The sequence below is a fragment of the Salinibacterium sp. PAMC 21357 genome, from assembly GCF_000247645.1.
Classification (GTDB): Bacteria; Actinomycetota; Actinomycetes; order Actinomycetales; family Microbacteriaceae; genus Rhodoglobus.
Genome location: NZ_AHWA01000004.1, coordinates 1,127,358 through 1,149,007, shown reverse-complemented (window position 1 = coordinate 1,149,007; position 21,650 = coordinate 1,127,358). Strand labels below are relative to the sequence as shown.

21 protein-coding genes and 2 tRNA genes are annotated in these 21,650 nt (G+C 56.6%); 7 read left to right on the top strand and 16 right to left on the bottom strand.

Features of this window, described 5'->3' with window-relative positions; genetic code table 11:
* From ON14_RS08920 to pknB, 5 genes are all read left to right on the top strand, one after another.
* A complete protein-coding gene (locus ON14_RS08920) occupies positions 1–1,245 on the top strand; it encodes a Stp1/IreP family PP2C-type Ser/Thr phosphatase (protein WP_010204591.1) in 1,245 nt (414 codons plus the stop codon).
* Positions 1,229–2,674 carry an FtsW/RodA/SpoVE family cell cycle protein gene (locus ON14_RS08915; protein ID WP_010204590.1) on the top strand — a complete coding sequence of 482 codons (1,446 nt, stop codon included), beginning with the start codon at positions 1,229–1,231 and terminating at the stop codon, positions 2,672–2,674. Before ON14_RS08920 ends, ON14_RS08915 begins: the two co-directional genes overlap by 17 nt.
* Entirely contained in the window at positions 2,671–4,125 is a 1,455-nt protein-coding gene (locus ON14_RS08910) for a peptidoglycan D,D-transpeptidase FtsI family protein (protein WP_010204589.1), read from the top strand. The genes ON14_RS08915 and ON14_RS08910 overlap by 4 nt, the downstream gene beginning before the upstream one ends.
* Entirely contained in the window at positions 4,122–5,789 is a 1,668-nt protein-coding gene (locus ON14_RS08905; protein ID WP_039741966.1) for a protein kinase domain-containing protein, read from the top strand. The genes ON14_RS08910 and ON14_RS08905 overlap by 4 nt, the downstream gene beginning before the upstream one ends.
* 68 nt (positions 5,790–5,857) lie before the next feature.
* The gene (pknB, locus tag ON14_RS08900; protein ID WP_010204587.1) at positions 5,858–7,582 is read left to right on the top strand and encodes a Stk1 family PASTA domain-containing Ser/Thr kinase; all 1,725 of its coding nucleotides are present in this window, start codon (positions 5,858–5,860) and stop codon (positions 7,580–7,582) included.
* Positions 7,583–7,604: 22 nt separating this feature from the next.
* Here pknB and ON14_RS08895 read toward each other — a convergent pair whose 3' ends face one another.
* The 4 genes from ON14_RS08895 to ON14_RS16175 are packed head-to-tail and all read right to left on the bottom strand — an operon-like array spanning position 7,605 to position 9,167.
* On the bottom strand, positions 7,605–8,240 hold the full coding sequence (locus ON14_RS08895) for an anthranilate synthase component II (RefSeq protein WP_010204586.1): 636 nt from the start codon (positions 8,238–8,240) through the stop codon (positions 7,605–7,607).
* On the bottom strand, positions 8,237–8,395 hold the full coding sequence (locus tag ON14_RS15935; protein ID WP_010204584.1) for a hypothetical protein: 159 nt from the start codon (positions 8,393–8,395) through the stop codon (positions 8,237–8,239). Before ON14_RS15935 ends, ON14_RS08895 begins: the two co-directional genes overlap by 4 nt.
* Positions 8,395–8,868 (bottom strand): class E sortase, encoded by a 474-nt coding sequence (locus tag ON14_RS16180; protein ID WP_237719722.1) that lies wholly within the window; start codon positions 8,866–8,868, stop codon positions 8,395–8,397. Before ON14_RS16180 ends, ON14_RS15935 begins: the two co-directional genes overlap by 1 nt.
* Positions 8,817–9,167, bottom strand: a complete 351-nt coding sequence (locus ON14_RS16175; RefSeq protein ID WP_050993019.1) for a hypothetical protein — start codon at positions 9,165–9,167, stop codon at positions 8,817–8,819. Before ON14_RS16175 ends, ON14_RS16180 begins: the two co-directional genes overlap by 52 nt.
* Before the next feature lie 81 nt (positions 9,168–9,248).
* Between ON14_RS16175 and ON14_RS08880 the strand changes: the two genes are divergently transcribed.
* Entirely contained in the window at positions 9,249–9,479 is a 231-nt protein-coding gene (locus ON14_RS08880; RefSeq protein WP_010204583.1) for a cell division protein CrgA, read from the top strand.
* 59 nt (positions 9,480–9,538) lie between these two features.
* Here ON14_RS08880 and ON14_RS08875 read toward each other — a convergent pair whose 3' ends face one another.
* Positions 9,539–10,189: a rhomboid family intramembrane serine protease gene (locus ON14_RS08875; RefSeq protein ID WP_010204580.1), complete on the bottom strand. Its 651-nt coding sequence runs from the start codon at positions 10,187–10,189 to the stop codon at positions 9,539–9,541.
* A 188-nt stretch (positions 10,190–10,377) separates the two neighbouring features.
* A complete protein-coding gene (locus ON14_RS08870; RefSeq protein ID WP_010204577.1) occupies positions 10,378–10,917 on the bottom strand; it encodes a peptidylprolyl isomerase in 540 nt (179 codons plus the stop codon).
* Between the two features lie 133 nt (positions 10,918–11,050).
* Between ON14_RS08870 and ON14_RS08865 the strand changes: the two genes are divergently transcribed.
* Positions 11,051–11,596, top strand: coding sequence for a hypothetical protein (locus ON14_RS08865; RefSeq protein WP_026037627.1), 546 nt, complete (start codon positions 11,051–11,053; stop codon positions 11,594–11,596).
* Positions 11,597–11,892: 296 nt separating this feature from the next.
* On the opposite strand, the gene ON14_RS15845 is transcribed toward ON14_RS08865, so the two are convergent.
* The 10 genes from ON14_RS15845 to dnaN all read right to left on the bottom strand — a co-directional run bounded on the left by ON14_RS15845 (position 11,893) and on the right by dnaN (position 21,384).
* Entirely contained in the window at positions 11,893–12,057 is a 165-nt protein-coding gene (locus ON14_RS15845) for a hypothetical protein (RefSeq protein WP_158000084.1), read from the bottom strand.
* 192 nt (positions 12,058–12,249) lie between these two features.
* Positions 12,250–12,322, bottom strand: a tRNA-Ala gene (locus ON14_RS08855).
* A 30-nt stretch (positions 12,323–12,352) separates the two neighbouring features.
* Positions 12,353–12,426: transfer RNA gene (locus tag ON14_RS08850), tRNA-Ile, on the bottom strand.
* A gap of 48 nt (positions 12,427–12,474) precedes the next feature.
* Positions 12,475–12,882, bottom strand: a complete 408-nt coding sequence (locus ON14_RS08845) for a DUF3566 domain-containing protein (RefSeq protein WP_010204575.1) — start codon at positions 12,880–12,882, stop codon at positions 12,475–12,477.
* Entirely contained in the window at positions 12,875–15,451 is a 2,577-nt protein-coding gene (gene gyrA, locus ON14_RS08840) for a DNA gyrase subunit A (RefSeq protein WP_010204574.1), read from the bottom strand. The genes ON14_RS08845 and gyrA overlap by 8 nt, the downstream gene beginning before the upstream one ends.
* A gap of 59 nt (positions 15,452–15,510) precedes the next feature.
* The gene (gene gyrB / locus ON14_RS08835; RefSeq protein WP_010204573.1) at positions 15,511–17,505 is read right to left on the bottom strand and encodes a DNA topoisomerase (ATP-hydrolyzing) subunit B; all 1,995 of its coding nucleotides are present in this window, start codon (positions 17,503–17,505) and stop codon (positions 15,511–15,513) included.
* 165 nt (positions 17,506–17,670) lie between these two features.
* The gene (locus ON14_RS08830; protein WP_010204572.1) at positions 17,671–18,171 is read right to left on the bottom strand and encodes a DUF721 domain-containing protein; all 501 of its coding nucleotides are present in this window, start codon (positions 18,169–18,171) and stop codon (positions 17,671–17,673) included.
* A complete protein-coding gene (gene recF / locus ON14_RS08825; RefSeq protein WP_010204571.1) occupies positions 18,164–19,327 on the bottom strand; it encodes a DNA replication/repair protein RecF in 1,164 nt (387 codons plus the stop codon). Before recF ends, ON14_RS08830 begins: the two co-directional genes overlap by 8 nt.
* 12 nt (positions 19,328–19,339) lie before the next feature.
* Complete coding sequence (gnd, locus tag ON14_RS08820) at positions 19,340–20,224, bottom strand: phosphogluconate dehydrogenase (NAD(+)-dependent, decarboxylating) (protein WP_010204569.1); 885 nt, start codon at positions 20,222–20,224, stop codon at positions 19,340–19,342.
* Positions 20,225–20,238: 14 nt separating this feature from the next.
* A complete protein-coding gene (dnaN, locus tag ON14_RS08815) occupies positions 20,239–21,384 on the bottom strand; it encodes a DNA polymerase III subunit beta (protein WP_010204567.1) in 1,146 nt (381 codons plus the stop codon).
* Positions 21,385–21,650 lie beyond the last annotated feature (266 nt).

Here is a 21,650-nt window from a genome sequence, read left to right as displayed (position 1 = left end):
ATGGCGACTTCGGGCAACAGTGCTGCCGCATCCCATGTGGGTCGGGTCCGCGCCAACAACCAGGACTCTGCTTACGCTGGCACACATCTCTTTATTGTCGCGGATGGCATGGGCGGTCACGCTGGTGGCGATGTCGCTTCGGCGATCACTATCAAGCATGTCGTAGAGGCGGATCATCCGTTTGAGTCCGCTGAGGAAGCGGCTCAGGTTCTGCACGACACTCTAATCTCGGCCAATCACATCCTGTCTGACACGGTTATTGAGCACAATGAGCTCACCGGTATGGGCACGACGGTGAGCGGCATGGTTCGTGTCGGTAACAAAATGGCGATGGCCCATATCGGTGACTCTCGCATCTACTTGTTGCGCGATGGCAAGATGTCGCAGATCACTCACGATCACACGTTCGTGCAGCGTTTGGTGGAGAGCGGTCGCATCACACTTGAGGAAGCAGCCGTGCATCCGCGTCGTTCGGTGTTGATGCGTGTGTTGGGTGATGTTGATGCTTCTCCCGAGATCGATACTGAAGTTCTTGATACTCAGCCGGGTGATCGTTGGTTGCTCTGCTCCGATGGTTTGAGCAGTTTTGTTACGGATGACAAGATCGCTGCAACTCTGCGTCGCGTTACCGATGCCGCTGCTGCGACTGAACGTCTTGTTCAGGCCAGCCTCGATCAGGGCGCTCCCGACAATGTGACAGTGGTACTGGTCGATATCGGCGATGACGATACGTCTGCCAGCACACCCCCGATTACGGTGGGTTCAGCCGCGTCGCCGTTGTCATTCGAGCCGACGATCGCCAAGAAGCCGGTTCGACTGCCGAACCTTCTCCTTCACCCGCTTAAGGCCAACCAACCAGACGATAGTCACTTTGAGCCTGAGTCTGATGAGTACTATCAGGCGATTATTCGGGAGGATCGCCGCCGAGTTCGCCGACGTCGCATCTCGTGGATCGCCTTCATTACGGTCACGATCGCTGCCATTACTGGCGGTCTCGTCGTCGGTTACCAGTACACCCAGCAGCAGTTCTATGTCGGTGCTGATGATGGCCAGGTGGCGATTTATCAGGGTGTGCAGCAAGACATTGGGCCGATTTCTTTGTCTCACGTGTACCAAATCACGGATGTCCGTGTTGTCGACCTGCCGCTGTATCGCCGTGCGAGCGTGGAGAGCACGATCAATGCGCACGACCTTGAGGATGCCCGCCGAATCGTAGGACTGTTGTCTGATGCCCGGATACCTTAACGATGCCGCTCGCGCCTCGGCTGCTGCCGGCCCGCGAGCGATTACGGAGAACATCCGGTTGAAGCTTCGGGTGCCCGCTCGGCTGCGCAATCTTGAACTGCTGCTGGTAATCATCGCGGTCGCCATCAATCTGGGATCGATCGCGTTGGTTCAGTTGGGCGCTATTGGGCACCTGGGCTTCACCGTCTTGGGGCTTTCGGGCATTCTCGGTGTGCTCGTGTTCGCGATGCACATCACGTTGCGGGTTACAGCTCGGGATGCCGATCCGCTGATTTTGCCGATCATCACTGTGCTCAATGGGCTCGGCATCGCCATGATCTACCGCCTCGATTTGGCTGATGAATTGAACGGTTGGAGTAGCGGCGGCATCCGTCAGATTGTCTGGACGGCGATCGCGATCATCATCGCTATGGCGGTTCTTCTCATCATCAAAAATCACCGTGTACTCCAGCGTTACCGCTACATTGCGATGTTTAGCGGTATTGCTTTGCTCTTACTCCCTCTCGCGCCCATCATTGGTGACACCCGCTTCGGTGCCCGTCTTTGGGTTCAGATCGGCGCTTTCTCATTCCAGCCAGGTGAGCTCGCCAAAATTGCGTTGGCAATTTTCTTTGCCGGTTACCTAGTCTCGGCGCGTGATTCGCTCTCGATGGTTGGTCGCAAAGTGTTGGGTTTGACGTTCCCGCGCGCCCGCGATCTCGGCCCGATCATTGTGGTCTTCGTTGCCTCGATGCTGGTCTTGATCTTCCAGCGCGATATGGGAACGGCGCTGCTCTACTTCGGCCTCTTCCTCGTGATGATCTATGTCGCTACCGGCCGATCGAGTTGGATTCTGCTGGGTATGGCGATGTTCCTGGGCGGCGCTTTCGTCGCTAGCCGCTACCTCACCTACATCTCGGGTCGCATTGACGCCTGGCTCGATCCTTTCAACCCGGATGTTTACGAGGCGACCGGAGGCAGCTATCAGCTTGTGCAGGGCTTGTTTGGCCTCGCGGACGGCGGGCTCATCGGCACGGGCCTTGGACGCGGTAGCCCTAATATCACCCCGCTGGCGGAGAGCGACTACATCATTTCTGCGCTCGGCGAAGAGTTGGGCCTTATCGGCATCTTCGCAATCTTGGCGCTGTACCTTCTGTTTGTGTCTCGTGGATTCCGCATCGGCTTTGCCGGTCAAGATGATTTCGGCCGCCTCCTCGGCGTCGGTCTCGCTTTCGTGATCGCGCTGCAAGTCTTTGTGGTTATCGGCGGCGTCACGCGCGTGATCCCGTTGACCGGGCTCACGACTCCATTCATGGCTGCTGGTGGTTCGTCGCTCGTTGCTAACTGGATCATTGCGGCACTGCTATTGCGGCTGTCAGATACCGTGCGTCACCAACCGCAACTGGTTATTGAGCCGTCCATCGAAAACCGATTGGTGGTGGGGCAGTGAACCGCGAACTCAAACGGGTAAGCACCGTTGTATTGCTGATGTTCGTGAGCTTGTTCATCTCGAGCTCAGTAATTCAGGTCGTGACCGCCGACAGCCTGCAGGCGGATGGTCGCAACGTGCGCACTCTGTACGCGAGCTACTCGGCTGAGCGGGGTCCAATTCTCGTCGACGGCGAGCCGATCGCTCTTTCCGAGGCCGTTGACGACGAATTCAAATTTTTGCGCGTCTACCCGCAGGGTGAGTTGTACGCGCCCATTACCGGTTACCTCACCCTGAATCAGGGCAACACTGGCCTGGAGAGTTCACTCAACGACTACTTGAGTGGGTCATCTAACGATCAGTTCTTCGATCAGGTGAATGCAGTCTTGACGGGCCAAAACCCCACCGGTGCCGCTGTTGAGCTCACGATCGACCCGGTCGTCCAACAGGCTGCTTGGGATGCTCTCGGCGACTACAAGGGTGCGGTCATCGCGATCAACCCCAAGACTGGCGAAATCCTGGCGATGGTGTCGAAGCCGACTTTCGATCCGAACGAACTTGCCGTCCACAACACCACACAGGTCATTGACGCTTACAACCGACTGCTCGATGACCCTGACGACCCCTTCTACAACCGCACTCTGGCGGGCCCTTTGAACCCTCCGGGGTCGACCTTCAAACTTGTGGTCGCCGCTGCCGCGCTCGAATCCGGTGATTACACGGCCGCTAGCGACTTCCCTAACCCGGCTGAATTGCAGTTGCCAGAGTCCACGTTCAAAATCAGCAACGCCGACAGTGGCACGTGCGGCTCCGGCAGCACGGCAACTATTGCTACCGCAATCCAGTTGTCGTGCAACATTCCGTTCGCGCAGCTCGGCGATGCTCTTGGCGCAACCGCCATTCGTGATCAAGCTAATAAATTCGGATTCAACGAAAGCGTTTCGGTTCCCTTGGACTCAACCGAGAGTGTTTATCCTCGTGCTCTCGACCGCCCACAGACGATGTTGTCGGCGTTTGGGCAGTCAAGTGTTCGGGCCTCGCCACTGCAGATGGCGATGGTCTCGATGGCAATCGCTAATAGCGGCACCTTGATGCAACCCAATCTTGTTGAGAGCATCATGGCGTCAGACCTCACAACTATTCAGGCTTTCGAACCAACGTTGTTTGGGCAGGCAATCAGCCCGCAAACCGCGGCCGCGCTCACCCAAATGATGGTGGCTGGGGTCGACAACGGTGCGGCGCGCAGTGCCAAAATTGACGGTGTCGAAGTTGCCGGAAAAACCGGCACAGCAGAGAACGGGGCAGGTGAACCCTACACACTGTGGTTCACTGGATTCGCGCCGGCAAATGATCCAGAAGTCGTAGTCGCGGTAGTAGTCGAAGATGGTGGTGGGCTTGGACAGTCCGGCACCTCCAGCGGCATCTCCGCACCAATTGGGCGTCAAGTACTAGAGGCGGTGCTAAACAGATGAGACCGACCAGTGGACTCACTTTCGGAGGCAGATATCAGCTAACCAGTCGCGTTGCGATTGGTGGCATGGGCGAGGTGTGGGAAGCCACAGATCTCGTTATCGGTCGAACGGTTGCGATCAAGATCCTCAAAGATGAATACCTGGGCGACCCGGGCTTCTTAGAGCGATTCCGTGCTGAAGCGCGTCACGCGGCGCTCGTCAACCACGAAGGCATCGCTAACGTTTTCGACTACGGCGAGGAAGAGGGCAGCGCCTACCTCGTAATGGAACTCGTTCCCGGTGAAGCACTGAGTGCGATCATCGAACGCGAGCGTGTACTCGACCCCGACCGGGTTCTCGACATGGTGGCCCAAACCGCTGCCGCACTCCAGGCCGCTCACGCCGCCGGCCTCGTGCACCGTGACATCAAGCCTGGAAACCTCCTCATTACTCCCGAGGGCCGAGTAAAGATCACCGACTTCGGTATCGCTCGCATTGCCGACCAGGTGCCACTCACGGCGACCGGCCAGGTCATGGGAACAGTGCAATACCTGTCTCCTGAGCAAGCCAGTGGTCACCCCGCATCCCCAACAACAGACATTTACTCGCTCGGAATTGTCGCGTACGAAGCGCTTGCCGGTCGTCGTCCTTTCACGGGAGAATCGCAAGTTGCCATCGCGATGGCGCAGATCAATGAGACTCCACCTGAGCTGCCCATGACTGTGCCCGAACCGGTACGCAACCTCGTTTACGCTTGCTTGGCGAAATCACCCGGCGACCGCCCGGCATCCGCCTCGCACCTCTCTCGCGCCGCACAGTCTTTGCGTCGCGGGGATGTCGCGGCCGCTGCTGCCGCGGTTCCCGGAATTCTCGGGGACAACTCTCACGCCGCAACCGTCGGCCTCAACTACGGCAACGCCACCCAGGCAACCCGCATCCTCAACACCGCAGATGCTACCGGGGTAACGCCAACCCCAACGTACGAAGAGCCCCAGAAACGCAACCCGTGGACGTGGCCGATCATCGCGCTCATTTCATTGCTTGCTGTCGTGCTGATCGGTGCAATCATCGCGTTGCTGGCGAACCCTCAAGAGTCCACTCCGGTAGTGACCCCGACCGAAACACAGACCTCGAGTGCCCCAACGCCGTCGGCAACTCCGACAAGCACCAAGGTAGAGCTCACGGAAGACGAGTTGCTCGGACGCAAACAAGACGCGGTCCAGTCAGTGCTCGACGCGAAGGGATTAGTACTCGACGCTCAGATTGGCAGCGCTGCAGATTCTCTTGAGCAGGTTGGTCTTTCGTATTCGGCCACTCCGCTGGGCAACGTCGAAAAGGGCGAAACCATCTTGGTCTACTTCTACGGTGAAGTCCCGGTCACTCCGGCTCCAACACAACCCTCTGCGGTAACGCTCGATCCGCTGAATGCAGTCGCTGGCTCAGAGGTGACCGTCAAGTGGACTGACTACCAAGGATGCCCCACAGGACACCCTCGATCGGGTTTCAACTTCAGCGTTGAAGGCGCGACGATCAAGGAAGGAAACGCAGTCCGCGGCCCGAACGAGACCTCCTTCAAAATCACGGTCCCCGCTACCGCTGGCGATGAGTACAAGATCTCTTACACGGTCTTATGCACTGACCTAGAATCACCGCAGGCTGATCAGGTCACCGCAGCAGCTCAGTAGCCCGAGGTCCCGACTAGCAGCACATAGACTAGACCGGTACTTTCCCGGATTAACCAAGGAGTGAACTAGTGAGTGAAGGCGTTGCACAAGGCGTACGTCAGCTCGCTGGCCGGTACCAGATTGGCGAGCTTCTCGGCCATGGCGGTATGGCCGATGTTCACCTCGGGTTAGATTCGCGGTTGGGGCGTCGGGTTGCGATCAAGCTACTCAAACCATCGCTTGCTAATGACCCTGCGTTCCGCACCCGTTTTCGGCGCGAAGCGCACGACGCCGCAAAGATGGCTCACCCCACCATTGTGCGTATTTTTGATGCGGGAGAAGAGTCGGTCATCGACCCGTCTGGGCACGAGACGCTCATCCCGTTCATCATCATGGAATACGTCGATGGTCGCCTCCTGAAAGATATTGTTGCCGAGGGACCACTGGCCCCGGCCGAAGCGACACGCATTGTCGCTCAGGTGCTCACCGCGCTCGAATATTCTCACCGTGCCGGCGTTGTGCACCGCGATATCAAGCCGGGCAACATTATGGTCACTACCGGTGGCCAGGTGAAGGTCATGGATTTTGGCATCGCCCGCGCGGTTTCTGACTCGGCCGCAACGATTGCCGAGTCAAGTGCAATCGTAGGCACCGCACAATACTTCTCACCGGAGCAAGCTCGCGGTGAAGGTGTGGATGCCCGATCCGACCTGTACTCCACTGGCGTCGTCCTTTTTGAGCTCCTCACCGGGCAACCGCCCTTCACCGGAGATAACCCGGTTGCGGTGGCGTACCAGCACGTCAACTCAGAGGCGATTCCGCCGAGCACCTCGATCGCTGCGGTATCGCCCGCGCTCGATGCGGTGGTGTTGCGTTCCCTCGCCAAAGACCGTTTCGATCGTTACCAGAGTGCGGCCGAGTTCCGCACTGATGTTGAGTCAGCCGCGGCCGGCGCAGTTCCTGAGCGCAAACAGTTAGCATCGACTGATTTCAACGCAACACTTTTTGGGGTGAACCCGCACGCCACCGCCGGCAGTGACGCTACTTTCCGTCAACTTGCCGTCGATGAGAACGATCGCACCCCCCGCACGCAGAACCGCCCTCCCGTGGCCTGGATCTGGGGTGGAATCGCTCTCATGGCTGTCGTAATCATTGCCGTCGTGGTGTGGGCATTCAGCCTGACGCCCACCCAGCTCGGTGGTACTACGGCCGTCAAAGTTCCTGATATTGCCTCGATGACTTACGACCAGGGTGAAGCCCTTCTTCTTGAGGCAGAACTCGTGCCGAAACGCGTCGATCAACCCAGTGAAACCATCGAAGAGGGTGTCATCATTCGCACCGATCCCGGGCCGGGACAGTCGGTGCCCCCCGGGCTCCAAGTTGAAGTTGTTGTATCGCTCGGGCGCGCTCCAGTGACGGTGCCCAACGTGAGCAACATGCTGGAACCGGCTGCGATTTCTTTGCTTGAATCTGCCGGCCTGGTTTATGGCACGAGCTCTCAGACGTATTCACCCAACCTCGCTAAGGGAACTGTCATTAGTTCTGACCCGCGCGGAGACGCCGAGCGCACCTCCGACGGCACCGTGATCCGTGAAGGTGAAACGGTCAATCTCGTAGTCTCGAATGGTTTGGTGCAGGTTCCCGACATCACCGGCAAAGACATCGGTGAAGCTAATACTGCACTTACGGATCTTCAGTTGAGCGTCAAGCTGAAAGCAGACTTCGGATGCTCGGGCAACACTGTGAGCTATCAGTCGATTATCGGCGATCAACCACAAAAGTCTGCGATTACGTTGCAGTACTGCGCCGGATAAACAGCGTCGACTGCATGCTCGCTCAGTTGTGAACGAGAGGCGTCAGTGTTTTAGCCAAGGCTGGAGCATTGGTCATCCCGACCCGCGACAGCCAGTTGCCGAGCATGAGGTAGCCGCCCTCGGTAAGAACCGACTCGGGGTGGAATTGCACACCGTAGATCGGCTGGCTTTCATGCTGAACGCCCATGATCACGCCACCAGGGGTGCGTGCTGTGACCTGAAGCTCGTCAGGAACGGTTCCGTCAACGATGGCCAATGAGTGATAGCGAGTGGCTGTAAACGGTTGCGGCATATCTCGGAAAACGAGACTGTTATCGTGCTCAATCTGCGAAGTCTTGCCGTGCATCAACTCGTCAGCATGGGTGACAGTTGCGCCGAGGGCCTCGGCAATCGCTTGGTGGCCTAGACACACTCCGAAGAGTGGTTGCCCCGAGGCGAGAGCCGCGTGCACGATCGGAATGCTCACGCCGGCGTTGGCCGGGGTTCCGGGGCCCGGCGAGAGCAGCACTGCGTCGTACTCTGCGATGGCAGCGGCTGCATCATCCGCGGCAAACGCGTCGTTGCGCATTACTTCGGTAGTGGCGCCCAGTTCGAGCAGATAGCCGTTGAGAGTGTAAACGAAACTATCGTAGTTGTCGATGACAAGGATGCGGGTCACTGTTGCACCGTCGCATCCAGTGGAGTCACTAGCGGCAGCGCCCACGGGAACACCCATACGAAGAGGGCAGCGACGATCGCCGCGGCCACCACGAGGAGAATAAAGACCCGCACAATTGCCGGTCCAGGAATTACACGCCAGAGTGCTGCATACATTAGCCAGCTCCTTCACTGCTTTGGGCGATCGCCGCAATTTCACTTGGCGCACCTTCAGCACGCGGGTACCAGGTGTCGTACACGGCGTAAGCGATGATGCGTTCGTTTGCGGTGTGGATGGGGTTGCAACTGGTGAGGGTCATGAGACGGTCGCTTGCTACTGCACCGTCGAATTGCGGCACCGGATTGAGCACTCCGACTCCGGATGCCTCCACGTATTCGAGCGAGCGGAACACGTAGCGGTACCAGCCGGCTTCGGTTTCGACGTAAACGCTGTCACCCAGCTGAAGTTTGTTGATGTCGAAGAAGGGATCGCCCCACCCGGTGCGATGGGCGGCCACGGCAAAGTTTCCGACCTCGCCAGGCATCTGCGTACCGACGTAGTGCCCGACACCTTGAGTGTTGAGCACGTCGCGCAGGTTCACGCTCTCGGCAATCGGGCGCGCATAGTCAACGCCGAATCGGGGAACGATAAGCGTTCCGACGCGACCGCGTGAGCCGGCGCATCCGCAACGACAGGAACACCGGGGTCGGCGCGTTCGTCTGGCGCGAGCCGCACAGCCTCGCCCTTGTTCCACTCTTGACTCAGCTCGGTAGCATCGTCGCGCTGCGCGCTGCTCACAAAGATGTTGTTGACCCAGGTCTGCCACACGAGAAACAGGAGCACGATTATGCCGGCAGTGATGAACAATTCGCCGAGGATTCCAATGAAGGAGACAGGTCGAGGCGCCGCAGTACTGCGGCGAGCTCGCCGACTGTCTTTTCGAACCATGGCCACAATTCTACGTGCAGACGTTGACTGGTTTCCGCGCGCTTGTTCAGCACTCAGGGCGTTCGCGCTAGAATTTCACGTATGGCCCGTAATTCTGCAGAAAAATCACCCTCGCGTCCCGCTGAAGATGCACCCAATGCGGTCTGGTTCAAGCCCGTTATGTTCGGCTTCATGCTGATCGGACTCGCTTGGATCATCATGTTCTACGTCAGCAACCAGCAGCTTCCGATTGCATCTCTCGGCAGTTGGAACATTTTGGTCGGTTTCGGCATCCTCTTTGTCGGATTCCTGATGACTACGCGGTGGCGCTAGAAATTACACGCGTGTAGTTATACCCAGTGTTAATAAACCTGTGGATAACTTTTCGTCACTTATAGAACGAAGATTCGAATCAGAGTCAGGCTGATAAGTGCAGCCACAGTAAGCGCCACTAAGGCGATCTCAGAATTAGCCGATTTTGTGCTGCGCTGACGCAGGAAGATGAGCGCAAGCAACGCTCCAGTTACCAGACCACCGACGTGGGCTTCCCAAGAGATGTTGAACCCGGGGATGAAGCCGACGACGAGGTTTATGCCCAGAACTATGAGCAGTACGCGGTTATTGATGCCCATTCGGCGCTGAATAACGAAGAACGCCGCAACTATGCCGAAGATCGCTCCGGATGCTCCGAGCACAACGGCGCCGGGCGAGATTAGTAGTACGGCAACCGAACCACCAAGGGCACTGATCAGGTAGAGAGAGATGAATCGCGCTCGACCTAGTGGGATTTCTAGTAGCCGCCCAAAGATAAAGAGCGTGAACATGTTGAAACCAACATGGAAAAGCGAACTGGGCGAGTGCAAAAACGCCGAGGTGATCATTCGCCACGGCTCGGATGCCGTGAGCGGAGGGTAATAGACCAGTGCCTGGGTAACCGGGCTGCCTGGAATTAACTGAAGCAAGAAGATGGCGACTGTCAACGCGATCAGCGTATAAGTGACGACCGGCTTGCCGTGCGACGCTCGTGCCGCACGAATCAGCACAGGTTTGCGCTTGGGCCCGTTAGCGCGAGCCTCTTTGATACATTCGGGGCAATGTACGCCCACAGCTGCCTGCGTTTGGCAGCTGGGGCATACGGTGCGCCCGCATCGCTGGCAGAGAGTAAAACTCTGCCGGTCAGGATGCCGATAGCAATAGTTGCCGCTAGCATCCGGCGATGAGGTCACGAAGGTTAGACCTCGTCGATCGTGACGCTCTCGATGACAACATCGGTAAGCGGCTTGTCGCTGCCGTCAGTGTCAACGGCTTCAATTGCGTCAACGACCTTCTTCGACTCGTCGTCGGCAACTTCACCGAAAACGGTGTGCTTGCCCTGCAGCCAAGGAGTAGCAACGGTCGTGATGAAAAACTGTGAACCGTTTGTGCCCTTGCCGGCACGCGTTCCTGCGTTCGCCATCGCAAGGATGTACGGTGCGGAGAACCCGAGCTCGGGGTGGATTTCGTCATCAAAGTTGTAACCGGGGCCGCCGATTCCCTTGCCTAGGGGGTCGCCACCCTGAAGCATGAACTGCTTGATGATGCGGTGGAAGATGACGCCATCGTAAAGAGGCGCGGTGGTCTTCTGGCCGGTGGCCGGATGAGTCCACTCGATCTCGCCCTTAGCGAGACCTACGAAGTTGGCAACAGTCTTCGGCGCGTGGTTGCCGAAAAGGTTGAGACGGATTTCTCCGAGATTTGTCTTGATAGTGGCAACTGCGGTGTGTTGAGACATAAGGTCAATTCTTACATAGCCAACCTGTGCCTCGGGTCCGGGTTACTCAGGGTGCTCACAGCCAAAGCAGTGCGCACTCGGAACCCACCGTGGCAGTATGGAAGAACTGTTCGACCATCTTTGGAGGTTTCCCGTGGCACTAACTCGCAAACGCCGGAAAGAACTCAAGCGCTTGAAAGGTCAAGCTGAAGACCTGTGGACCGATCAGCGGGAGTTGCTTGAGCACGCTTCCGCTGTCGTACGTGAGGCGAGCCATCAGGCCGCCAACTACGCGCGCGAAGAAGTCAGCCCTAAGATTCACAACACCATCGACTCTCGGGTAAAGCCCGTGGTGTCGTCATCAGTCGCTGGTGCTCGCTCAGTGGCCGAAACCACTCGCAGCAAGGTGAAGGGCGACATCATGCCCGCCGTGACCTCTGCGCTTGGCACAGCCCTTGCCGCGATTGAAGTGGCCAAGAATCAGCAAGTCCGGGATGCGTTCGCTCGCGTTTCAGGATTAGCGGCCACCGCTGGCGAGAAAACAGGCCTCGTGAAGCCTCAGCCCAAATCGGCAGGCTTCGGTCGTTACGTGCTGATCGGCATCGGCGTAGTCGCCGCTGTCGGAGTTGCTTATGCCGCCTGGCAGACGCTGCGCGCCGACGATGACCTCTGGATTGATGACGAAGCAGAGGCTGCTTAGCTTCTCGTTGACTGTCGGCATAGCCTGCTAATGCCGGCTACCGCACACGGTCTAGCCCCACCTCTTTATCAGTTCAGGCCCGGTTCTTATCGAACCGGGCCTGAACTCGTTAATCATGACGTTCGCGGCCATGACGTTCGCATCTGATGAGCGCACCGCCGACCACCACGAGCAGAGGCCACGCTCACGTCCGCGAGGATCGTCGAGATCGCGCTCTCCCACATGAGTGCAGACGCTGAGTGGTCGGGGTTGTGTTCCGGCCTCAGAACGAGCGCAAGAGCTACTCCGGTGTTCGTTCACATCACGAGCTGGTCAGCAACCAGTGGGACGATGCGTAATCGTCCGTCTGCTGCCAAACGATCGAGAACATCACGCGACAAACGCAGAGCCTCGGCTGTAGACGTCGCAGCGCCAACCGCAGTCGAGCCGAAAGGTAGCCGATAGGCGCTCTGATTCGCCACCCCAAAGTCAGTATGGCTATCCACCCCTGCCGCAGGTCTGGCAGAGGGACGGTGGATATCACGGTCGCACGCTTCACCGCGAGGTAAAGATCCCTATCGTGGTTGAGAGCATCGACCACGATAGACGCACGAAAAAACCCCGGCCAGATAACTGACCGGGGTTTTCGTTCCCACTGTGGGGAGTTCTTGCTGTGGAGCCTAGGGGAATCGAACCCCTGACCTCCTGCTTGCAAAGCAGGCGCTCTACCAATTGAGCTAAGGCCCCAATTTAAGGAATCTCTTGTGAAGATTCCAGTGGGGGTACGTGGACTTGAACCACGGACCTCTTCGTTATCAGCGAAGCGCTCTAACCGCCTGAGCTATACCCCCGTTGGGCAGATACGAGAGTATCGCATTCTGACCGTTTGGCGTAATCGACTAGTTGTTAGTGAAACCCACGAGGATTCCACCGGTCAGTCGCACGCTGAAGTTATAAAGCATACTCGCAATTGCACCGAGCGCTGTACCGACCAAAACATTGAGAATTGCGACAACAATCGAGAATCCAGCAACCTGCGCCAGCGAGAAACTGGTCGCAACGCTGAAGGTCTCATCGCTGAGGATGTCACGGAAGATTTCATCAACCTTGCCGAAGATTCCGGTCGAGTTCAAAACGATCCAGATCAGCAAAGATGCGACCACAAGAACAATTCCCAGCGAGATCGCTACTAGGAACGAGAACTTTACCGCCGACCAAAAGTCGATGTACACCAGCTTGAGGCGAACCTGTTTTACCGATGTTTGGCGCTGCGACTTGCGCTGCAGCTTCTCCGCGACACTACTCATCTACCGACTCGTCCTTCCCAGCAGGGGCATCTTCGCTCACAACGCTATCGTCTTGAGCTTCAAGTTCTTTGTTTTCTAGATTTCGTTCGCTGTTTCGTGCGATTGCAAGGATCTTGTCGTCCGCTGCAAATCGAGCGAAAACGACGCCCATAGTGTCACGGCCCTTCGCCGGAACCTCAGCGACAGAAGAGCGTACCACCTTGCCACTGGCAAGAACCACAAGAACTTCGTCGTGATCGCCGACCATCAGGGCACCAGCGAGATCGCCTCGCGCACCATCAAGTTTGGCAACCTTAATGCCCAAACCACCACGGCCCTGAACTCGGTACTGGTCTGCAGCAGTCCGTTTAGCGAATCCGCCCTCGGTAACCACAAAGACGAATCCGCTCTCAGGAACGACGCTCGCACTCAGCAGGCGGTCATCCTCACGGAAGCTCATCCCCATCACACCCGAAGTTGATCGGCCCATCGGGCGCAGGGCCTCATCGGATGCGGTGAAGCGAATCGACATTCCTTTACGAGATACCAACAACACATCGTCGCTGCTCTCAACGAGCATCGCCGAGACGAGCTCATCGCCCTCGCGCAGGTTCACGGCGATAATTCCGCCGCTACGGTTGGTGTCATATTCGGCCAGCGCGGTTTTCTTGACCAGACCATTATGCGTAGCCAGAACAAGGTAGGTGGCTGCTTGATAGTCACGAATATCGAGAATCTGGGCGATCTCTTCGCCAGGTTGCAGCGCTAAGAAGTTTGCGACGTGCTGACCCTTGGCGTCACGTCCGCCCTCCTGCAACTCGTAGGCCTTAGCTCGATAGACGCGACCAGTGTTCGTGAAGAACAACAACCAGTGGTGCGTTGTCGTGACAAACAGGTGATCGACGATGTCATCCGCCCGAAGCTGGGCACCCTTGACGCCCTTACCGCCGCGGTGCTGGCTGCGGTAGTTGTCACTACGAGTTCGCTTCACGTAACCACCGCGAGTAACAGTAACCACCATCTCCTCTTCGGGGATGAGGTCTTCCATGCTCATGTCGCCGTCGAAACCCATCATGATCTCGGTGCGGCGATCGTCACCATATTTCGCGAGCAGATCAGTGAGTTCTTCACTAACGATGTTGCGCTGGCGCTGTTCGCTGCCAATGATTGCCTTGAACTCGACAATTTCGAGTTCAAGAGCATCATGCTCATCGGTAATCTTTTGACGCTCAAGCGCGGCTAGGCGACGCAGCTGCATGTCAAGAATCGCGCGAGCCTGAATCTCGTCAATCTCAAGCAACTTGATGAGTCCCTCGCGGGCATCTTCCACCGTTGCAGAGCGACGGATGAGAGCGATGACCTCATCTAGTGCATCCAGAGCCTTCAAATAGCCACGCAAGATGTGCGCACGCTCTTCAGCCTTGCGGAGGCGGAACGCGGTGCGGCGAACAATCACTTCGATCTGGTGAGTAGCCCACGCAGTGATGAAGCCATCGATCGAGAGGGTGCGCGGAATACCATCCACGATCGCCAGCATGTTCGCGCCAAAGTTTTCCTGAAGCTGCGTGTGCTTGTAGAGGTTGTTCAGAACAACCTTCGCGACGGCGTCACGCTTGAGAACGATTACCAGACGCTGGCCTGTGCGACCCGAGGTCTCATCGCGGATGTCGGCGATGCCGGCGAGCTTGCCGTCTTTGACCAGGTCAGCAATCTTGAGTGCCAAGTTGTCGGGGTTTACTTGGTACGGAAGTTCAGTGACAACGAGGCAAGTGCGACCCTGCAGCTCTTCGACATTCACCACAGCACGCATCGTGACCGAGCCACGCCCCGTGCGGTATGCATCCTGAATCCCCTTGATTCCAAGGATCTGCGCTCCGGTGGGGAAGTCAGGGCCCTTGATTCGTTGAATCAGCGCCTCAATGAGTTCTTCCTTAGAGGCATCCGGATTGGCCAGGTGCCAAAGCGCACCCTCGCCGACCTCGCGGAGGTTGTGGGGCGGAATATTCGTGGCCATACCGACAGCGATACCCACGGAACCATTAACGAGCAGGTTCGGGAAGCGGCTCGGGAGCACGGTGGGCTCCTGAGTGCGCCCGTCGTAGTTGGGTTGGAAGTCGACAGTGTCTTCTTCAATGTCCCGCACCATTTCCATAGCGAGCGGGGCCATTTTGGTCTCGGTGTAACGGTGGGCAGCAGCACCATCGTTACCGGGAGATCCGAAGTTTCCTTGGCCGAGAGCCAACGGGTAGCGAAGGCTCCATGGCTGGACCAAACGAACAAGGGCGTCGTAAACCGACGAGTCACCGTGCGGGTGGAATTGCCCCATGACATCGCCGATGACGCGGGTGCACTTAGAGAAACCCTTGTCTGGCCGGTAACCACCGTCGTACATCGCGTAGATGACGCGACGGTGCACGGGCTTCAAACCATCGCGCACTTCAGGAAGCGCACGACCCACGATGACGCTCATCGCGTAGTCGAGGTAGGAGCGCTGCATCTCTACTTGCAAATCGACCTGACTAATTTTGTCGTGACGGTCGTCTACGGGTGCATCGTCGAAGGTCTTCTTCGGAGTTTCTTCGTCAGCCATTAAATTTCAATTCCAGTCTTGATCAGTCGCGAGTGCGGGCGCCGGGTGCTCTGTTCGAGCTAGATATCTAAGAAACGGACGTCTGCGGCGTTGCGCTGGATGAAGTTTCGGCGAGACTCAACGTCTTCGCCCATGAGGGTTGAGAATGTTTCGTCAGCTGCTGCTGCGTCATCCAAGGTGACTTGAAGCAGAGTGCGAGTAGCGGGGTCCATCGTGGTTTCCCACAGTTCCTTGTAGTCCATCTCACCAAGACCCTTGTAGCGCTGGATGCCGTTGTCCTTGGGCATGCGCTTACCTTCTGAGAGCCCCAGTTCGGTTAGCGCATCGCGCTCAGCGTCACTGTAGACGTACTGGTGCTGCGCGTTGCTCCACTTCAGGCGGTACAGCGGCGGCTGTGCAAGATACACATAACCCAGATCGATGAGCGGACGCATGTAACGGAACAGCAATGTCAACAGCAGCGTCGTAATGTGCTGACCGTCGACGTCAGCATCGGCCATCAAAACAATCTTGTGGTACCGAGCCTTAGTGGGATCGAAGTCTTCACCAACGCCTGCACCGAAGGCGGTAATCATTGCTTGGACTTCAGCGTTGCCGAGGGCACGATCGAGCCGCGCCTTCTCAACGTTGAGAATCTTGCCTCGCAGAGGGAGGATCGCCTGGAATTCGGGGTTACGGCCTTGAACGGCGGAGCCGCCGGCCGAGTCACCCTCGACCATAAAGATTTCAGAGAGCGACGGATCTTTACTCGAGCAGTCGCGCAGCTTTCCGGGCATACCGCTCGACTCGAGGAGTCCCTTACGACGGGTCTGCTCGCGAGCTTTGCGGGCAGCAAGTCGTGCTTGCGACGCCTGAATCGCCTTGCGAATAACATCGCGAGCCTGCGTGGGGTTGCGATCGAACCAGTCACCGAGCTGCTGGCCGGCGATGCGTTGAACGAATGCCTTTGCTTCCGTGTTACCCAGCTTGGTTTTGGTCTGGCCTTCGAACTGTGGCTCGCCCAGCTTGATCGAGATGACCGCAGTCAATCCCTCGCGCACGTCATCGCCGGAAAGGTTTTCATCCTTTTCTTTGATGATGTTCTTCTCGCGGGCATACCGGTTGACAAGGGTGGTCAGAGCAGCGCGGAAACCCTCTTCGTGAGTTCCACCCTCATGAGTGTTGATCGTGTTGGCATAGGTGTGAACGCTTTCGGAATAGCCAGCGGTCCACTGCATTGCGACCTCGAGTGAGATCTTCTTCTCGGTATCTTCCGACTCAAAGGCGATGACATCCGGATGAATGAGTTCGTTCTTCTTTGCTTTATTCAAGTACTCGACATAGTCGACGAGACCACGCTCGTACATGTAACTTTCGACAACTTCTTCTTCGGGACGCTCATCCGTGATGGTGATACGCAATCCCTTGTTAAGGAAGGCCATCTGCTGAAAACGCGCACGAAGAGTTTCGAAGTCGAACTCTACGGTCTCAAAAGTCTCTTTGCTCGGCCAGAACGTTTGCTGCGTTCCTGTCTCGTCAGTGGTCTCACCCTGAGCTAGTGGAGCCACGGGAACACCGTTGGCAAAACTCATTCGCCAGACATAACCCTGACGGCGAATTTCAGTGTCAATCTCAGCCGACAGCGCGTTGACTACAGAAATACCCACACCGTGAAGTCCACCGGATACGGCATAACCACCGCCGCCGAACTTGCCACCAGCGTGCAGCATCGTCATCACGACCTCTACGGTCGACTTTTGTTCTTGCTGATTGAGATCGACGGGAATCCCACGACCGTTATCGCGCACACGAATGGAGCCATCTTTGCGAATCCAGATGTTGATGGTGTCGCAGTAGCCAGCGAGGGCCTCGTCAACAGAGTTATCCACAACTTCATACACAAGGTGGTGTAGCCCCCGCGGGCCAGTGGAGCCGATGTACATTCCGGGGCGCTTGCGAACAGCTTCGAGACCCTCAAGGATCTGGATTTGATCGGCACCGTAGCTATCGGCGGCAACATGACCGTTGGAAATTATCTGGCTCTCGGGCACGTCGTTATCGGGCGTCGATGTCATCTGAAGTTAGGCTCCTGCCGCTAGTTCACACTCGCCATTCAGAGCTGGTACTCCACAAGGAGGTGCGTCTGACGGCTCCCGATATTCTACCAAATTCCGCGAGCCCACGACGGCTAAATTGCGTTCTACGGGAGTTTCTTTGGTCGCGTGACCTAATTTGCCTCGCTAACCGTAAGTATCGCGCGGGCCCCGGCCTGGAATTGATCTGGGGCCTCTTTTCCATGATGGGGCGTTGGGGCCCTCAAAGCGGACCGAATCGACACCGGCGTCTGGATATTGCTGAGCGATCGTCGTCGAGATGCGCGATCGCATCAACCTCAACTGTGTCGCCCATGCTGTGGAATCACATCGAACCGTCAGAACACCTTCCTCGATACCGATCGGTTCAGAATGTTCCGCTGTCTCATCGCCGACAATCTCCGGCCATCCGAGTAACAATTCCGAGCGAGCAAGAGGTGAACTCCACCCCATGCTGTTGGTGAGGCTGTCCATCACATCGCCCAGCCCATGCGGATCGCGGCCGGGAGCAAAGGGGACGCTTGTTCCTGGCTGCTTGCGGTCGCGCTTTCGCGCCATGTACGAACGCTTTGTTGCGTCCCCGAATACCTCGCGGAATCTCAAATAGACAGCAACGTGTTCATCGACGGCCGGATCGCGATCATTCATCAGTGACGACCAATCCTGCACGGATCTGAACAACATTCGCTGCTAGCTGTTCCGGAACATCCCCAAAAACCGCAGCGGTAATGAGAACTTGCTCGAACCCCGAAATTGAATCAGCCAATCTTTCCCGGCGAGATTTGTCGAGCTCGGCGAAAACATCATCCAGAATAAGCACCGGATCACCTGCCGAGGAATCACGCCGCAATAACTCTGCCGAAGCCAACTTGAGAGCTAGTGCAAAAGACCAGGATTCTCCGTGGCTCGCATATCCCCGCGCCGGCAGCCCGTTGAGGCCGAAAATAAGATCGTCTCGATGGGGCCCAACCAGCGTAATCGCCCGATCTCGCTCAGCTCGTCGAACTGATTCGAGGGCTGCAACGAATGCCGTGGTCGCGTCAGCGACCGAAATTATCTCGCCAACCGCGTTTGTTGCCACCGAATTATCCGGATCATCCTGGCGAGAAATTACGCTGAGCGAATTAGCCAACGAAGCACCATGATCAGCGCCAACGATTCGCTCGTACGCGCTAGATACTTCTGGGCTGAGATCAGCAAGAAGGGCACTTCGCGCGTTAATAATCTGTGCTCCAAATTCCACTAAACGCTCGTCCCACACATCAAGAGTGCTCAAGTGGGTGTCGCGCACACCAGAAGCCCGGGCTGATTTCAGGAGAGAATTTCGCTGTTTGACCACGCGCTCGTAATCAGAAATAACACCGCTGAACCGTGGCGAGCGCAGCACAAGCAGGTCGTCAATAAATCTTCGACGACCTGAAGGTTCGCCGCGAACGAGAGCAAGGTCTTCGGGGGCAAAGAGCACACTTGAAAAATAACGCGGCAACTCTCGAGTCCGAATTGCCGAGCGATTGATCTGGGCCCGGTTAGCACCGCTGCGATTGATCTGTACTTCAGCTAAAAATTTTCGATCATTGTGTTCGAGTCGCACCCGGATGATGGCCGCATCCGTATTTTGGCGAACCATCGCGTGATCTGTCGAAACACGATGAGAACCGAGTGTGCTGAGAAATCCTAATGCTTCAACAAGGTTTGTCTTGCCCTGCCCGTTTGAACCAACAATTAACGTCGGGCCGCTACCGAGCTCTAGCGCAAGAGACTCGTAATTACGAAAATCTTTGAGCTCAACATGAGTAACAAGCATCGCGGTGAAGGCTTAGCTCTTGCGGACGCTATGCCCGCCGAACTGGTTACGGAGAGCTGCGACCGCCTTCATCGAGGGCGAATCTTCTTGGCGAGACACAAAGCGAGCAAAAATTGCGGCACTGATTGTTGGCACGGCGACAGCTTGGTTGAGTGCTTCATGAACAGTCCAACGGCCCTCCCCCGAATCTTCGACATAACCGGCGATATCCGCGAAATCAGGGTCTTCTTCAAGGGCTTTAACGAGGAGCTCAAGCAACCAAGAGCGCACTACTGTTCCGCGCTGCCACGCCTTGAATGACCCAGGAACATCCTTCACAAGATCTTTTCGGCTGTCGAGAAGCTCAAATCCCTCGGCCCACGCTTGCATCAGCGCGTATTCGATTCCGTTGTGGACCATCTTCACGTAGTGGCCAGCGCCGACCGGACCAGCATGAACAAATCCCTCATCACGCGGACCTTCTGGACGAAGGGCGTCGAAAATCGGCATAGCCCGTTGGATGTCGGATGATTCTCCGCCGGCCATTAGTCCATAACCGTTCTCGAGACCCCAAATTCCTCCAGAGACGCCGACGTCTACGAAAGCAATGTCACGTCCTGCAAGCTGCTGGCGGTGAAGCTCATCATCCGTGAATCGTGTGTTACCGCCATCAATGACCAAGTCGCCAGGCTCGAGCAAAACTTCAATTTCGGTAATTACAGAATCCGTCACCGAACCGGAAGGCACCATGACCCAAATAATGCGCGGCGTTGGCAGAGCATCTACAAGATCAGACAGCGTGGCAACGTCGCTGACCTCGGCATTTGGGTCATAACCAGTGACGGTGAGTCCCTTGGCACGCATGCGCTCACGCATGTTTCCGCCCATTTTTCCCAGGCCAATGAGTCCTACCTGCATGGTGTCGACCATGATTACCTCAACAACAGGTTGGGCTGCAGCAAGTACTTGTAGTTGTCACTACCAGGTTGGTCCTTGGACGACTGGCTCGTGATCAACACGGGACCTGGCTTGTTGGGATTCTCCGTCTTTGTGAAAGAAATTCGCACGAATTCAGAATGAACTGAGCTCAGCCCATCGATCAGGAACTGAGGCTTGAGCGAAACAACAGTGTCATCCCCGGTCAAGAAAGCATCGATAGTTTCGGATGCTTGGGCTTGCTCGGATCCGATGGCCTCGAGCGTGACACCTTCGGTGGTGAAAGTGAACCGAAGTGCAGCTTCTCGCTCGAGCACGAGGGATACGCGTCGCACCGCTTCAATGAGCTCAGCGGTATTCATAACCGCAAAGTTATCCACAGTCTCGGGGAAAAGTCGTCGTACCGGGGGAAAATTGCCCTTAATGAGCAACGAGGTCACAGTTTTTCTATCTGCCTGAAAAGCGATGAGCTCACGTTCATCGGTGCTCGTGATTGCAATCGAAATTTCGCCACTGTTACCGAAGGTCTTACCGACCTCGACCAAAGTCTTCGCTGGCACCAGGGCGGTGGCAGATTCGACACCGGAATCCCCGGCGTCCCATTCGATGTCGCGGACTGCAACTCGATAGCGATCGGTAGCCACGAGCGAAATATTGTTCTGCGAAACCTCGAGCTGTACTCCGGTGATAACGGGAGTCACGTCGTCCCGTGACGCAGCAACAGCGACTTGGGCAATTGCGGCAGAAAAAAGATCTGCTTTTAGCGTGCCCACACGGTCAGAAATCTGAGGAAGGGTCGGATATTCTTCGACTGGCATGCTCGACAGCGTGAAATGACCAGTGCCACAAGCGACCGTAATTTTATTATCTTCGGTGCTAAATCTCACGGGAGCATTGGGAAGTCGGCTCGCAATCTCAGCTAAAAGCTTTCCCGAAACGAGTACGCGACCAGGTTCTTCAACTTCGGCGATGATCTGCGTTCGAGCGGATACTTCGTAGTCAAACGATGACAGCGTGAGCCCCTCTTCGGTGGCTTCGATCAGCACACCGCTCAAAATGGGCAGCGTTGTGCGCTGCGGCAGCAGTTTGACTGCAAACGAAACTGCCTCGCTGAAGACATCACGATTAACCTGAAACTTCATGAACCACCCCTAACCGGATCAAGCTCTGGCCGTTAATACTGGCACAGCCAATCCCGTTGCGAACCACAGGTTATTTGGGATTCAAATTTCATTCTTTAAAGGTCACACTCTTAACCGTTGTGGAAACTGTGAATAACCCGGCTGATTTCTTGTAACTACGGGAAACTACAACCGTGTGAGTTGTTGACGAGCGGTGGAGAAATGTTCACTCTCGACGGGAAACTCGAATGACAAGAATTTGTAATTCCACAGAATGATTCTGGTGA

Coding starts and splice junctions, on each gene's coding strand:
- ON14_RS08920 (WP_010204591.1), top strand. CDS start 1: ATGGCGACTTCGGGCAACAGTGCTGCCGCATCCCATGTGGGTCGGGTC.
- ON14_RS08915 (WP_010204590.1), top strand. CDS start 1,229: ATGCCCGGATACCTTAACGATGCCGCTCGCGCCTCGGCTGCTGCCGGC.
- ON14_RS08905 (WP_039741966.1), top strand. CDS start 4,122: ATGAGACCGACCAGTGGACTCACTTTCGGAGGCAGATATCAGCTAACC.
- ON14_RS15935 (WP_010204584.1), bottom strand. CDS start 8,395: ATGTATGCAGCACTCTGGCGTGTAATTCCTGGACCGGCAATTGTGCGG.
- ON14_RS16175 (WP_050993019.1), bottom strand. CDS start 9,167: ATGGTTCGAAAAGACAGTCGGCGAGCTCGCCGCAGTACTGCGGCGCCT.
- ON14_RS08880 (WP_010204583.1), top strand. CDS start 9,249: ATGGCCCGTAATTCTGCAGAAAAATCACCCTCGCGTCCCGCTGAAGAT.
- ON14_RS08870 (WP_010204577.1), bottom strand. CDS start 10,917: ATGTCTCAACACACCGCAGTTGCCACTATCAAGACAAATCTCGGAGAA.
- ON14_RS08845 (WP_010204575.1), bottom strand. CDS start 12,882: ATGAGTAGTGTCGCGGAGAAGCTGCAGCGCAAGTCGCAGCGCCAAACA.
- gyrA (WP_010204574.1), bottom strand. CDS start 15,451: ATGGCTGACGAAGAAACTCCGAAGAAGACCTTCGACGATGCACCCGTA.
- gyrB (WP_010204573.1), bottom strand. CDS start 17,505: ATGACATCGACGCCCGATAACGACGTGCCCGAGAGCCAGATAATTTCC.
- ON14_RS08830 (WP_010204572.1), bottom strand. CDS start 18,171: ATGAATGATCGCGATCCGGCCGTCGATGAACACGTTGCTGTCTATTTG.
- recF (WP_010204571.1), bottom strand. CDS start 19,327: ATGCTTGTTACTCATGTTGAGCTCAAAGATTTTCGTAATTACGAGTCT.
- gnd (WP_010204569.1), bottom strand. CDS start 20,224: ATGCAGGTAGGACTCATTGGCCTGGGAAAAATGGGCGGAAACATGCGT.
- dnaN (WP_010204567.1), bottom strand. CDS start 21,384: ATGAAGTTTCAGGTTAATCGTGATGTCTTCAGCGAGGCAGTTTCGTTT.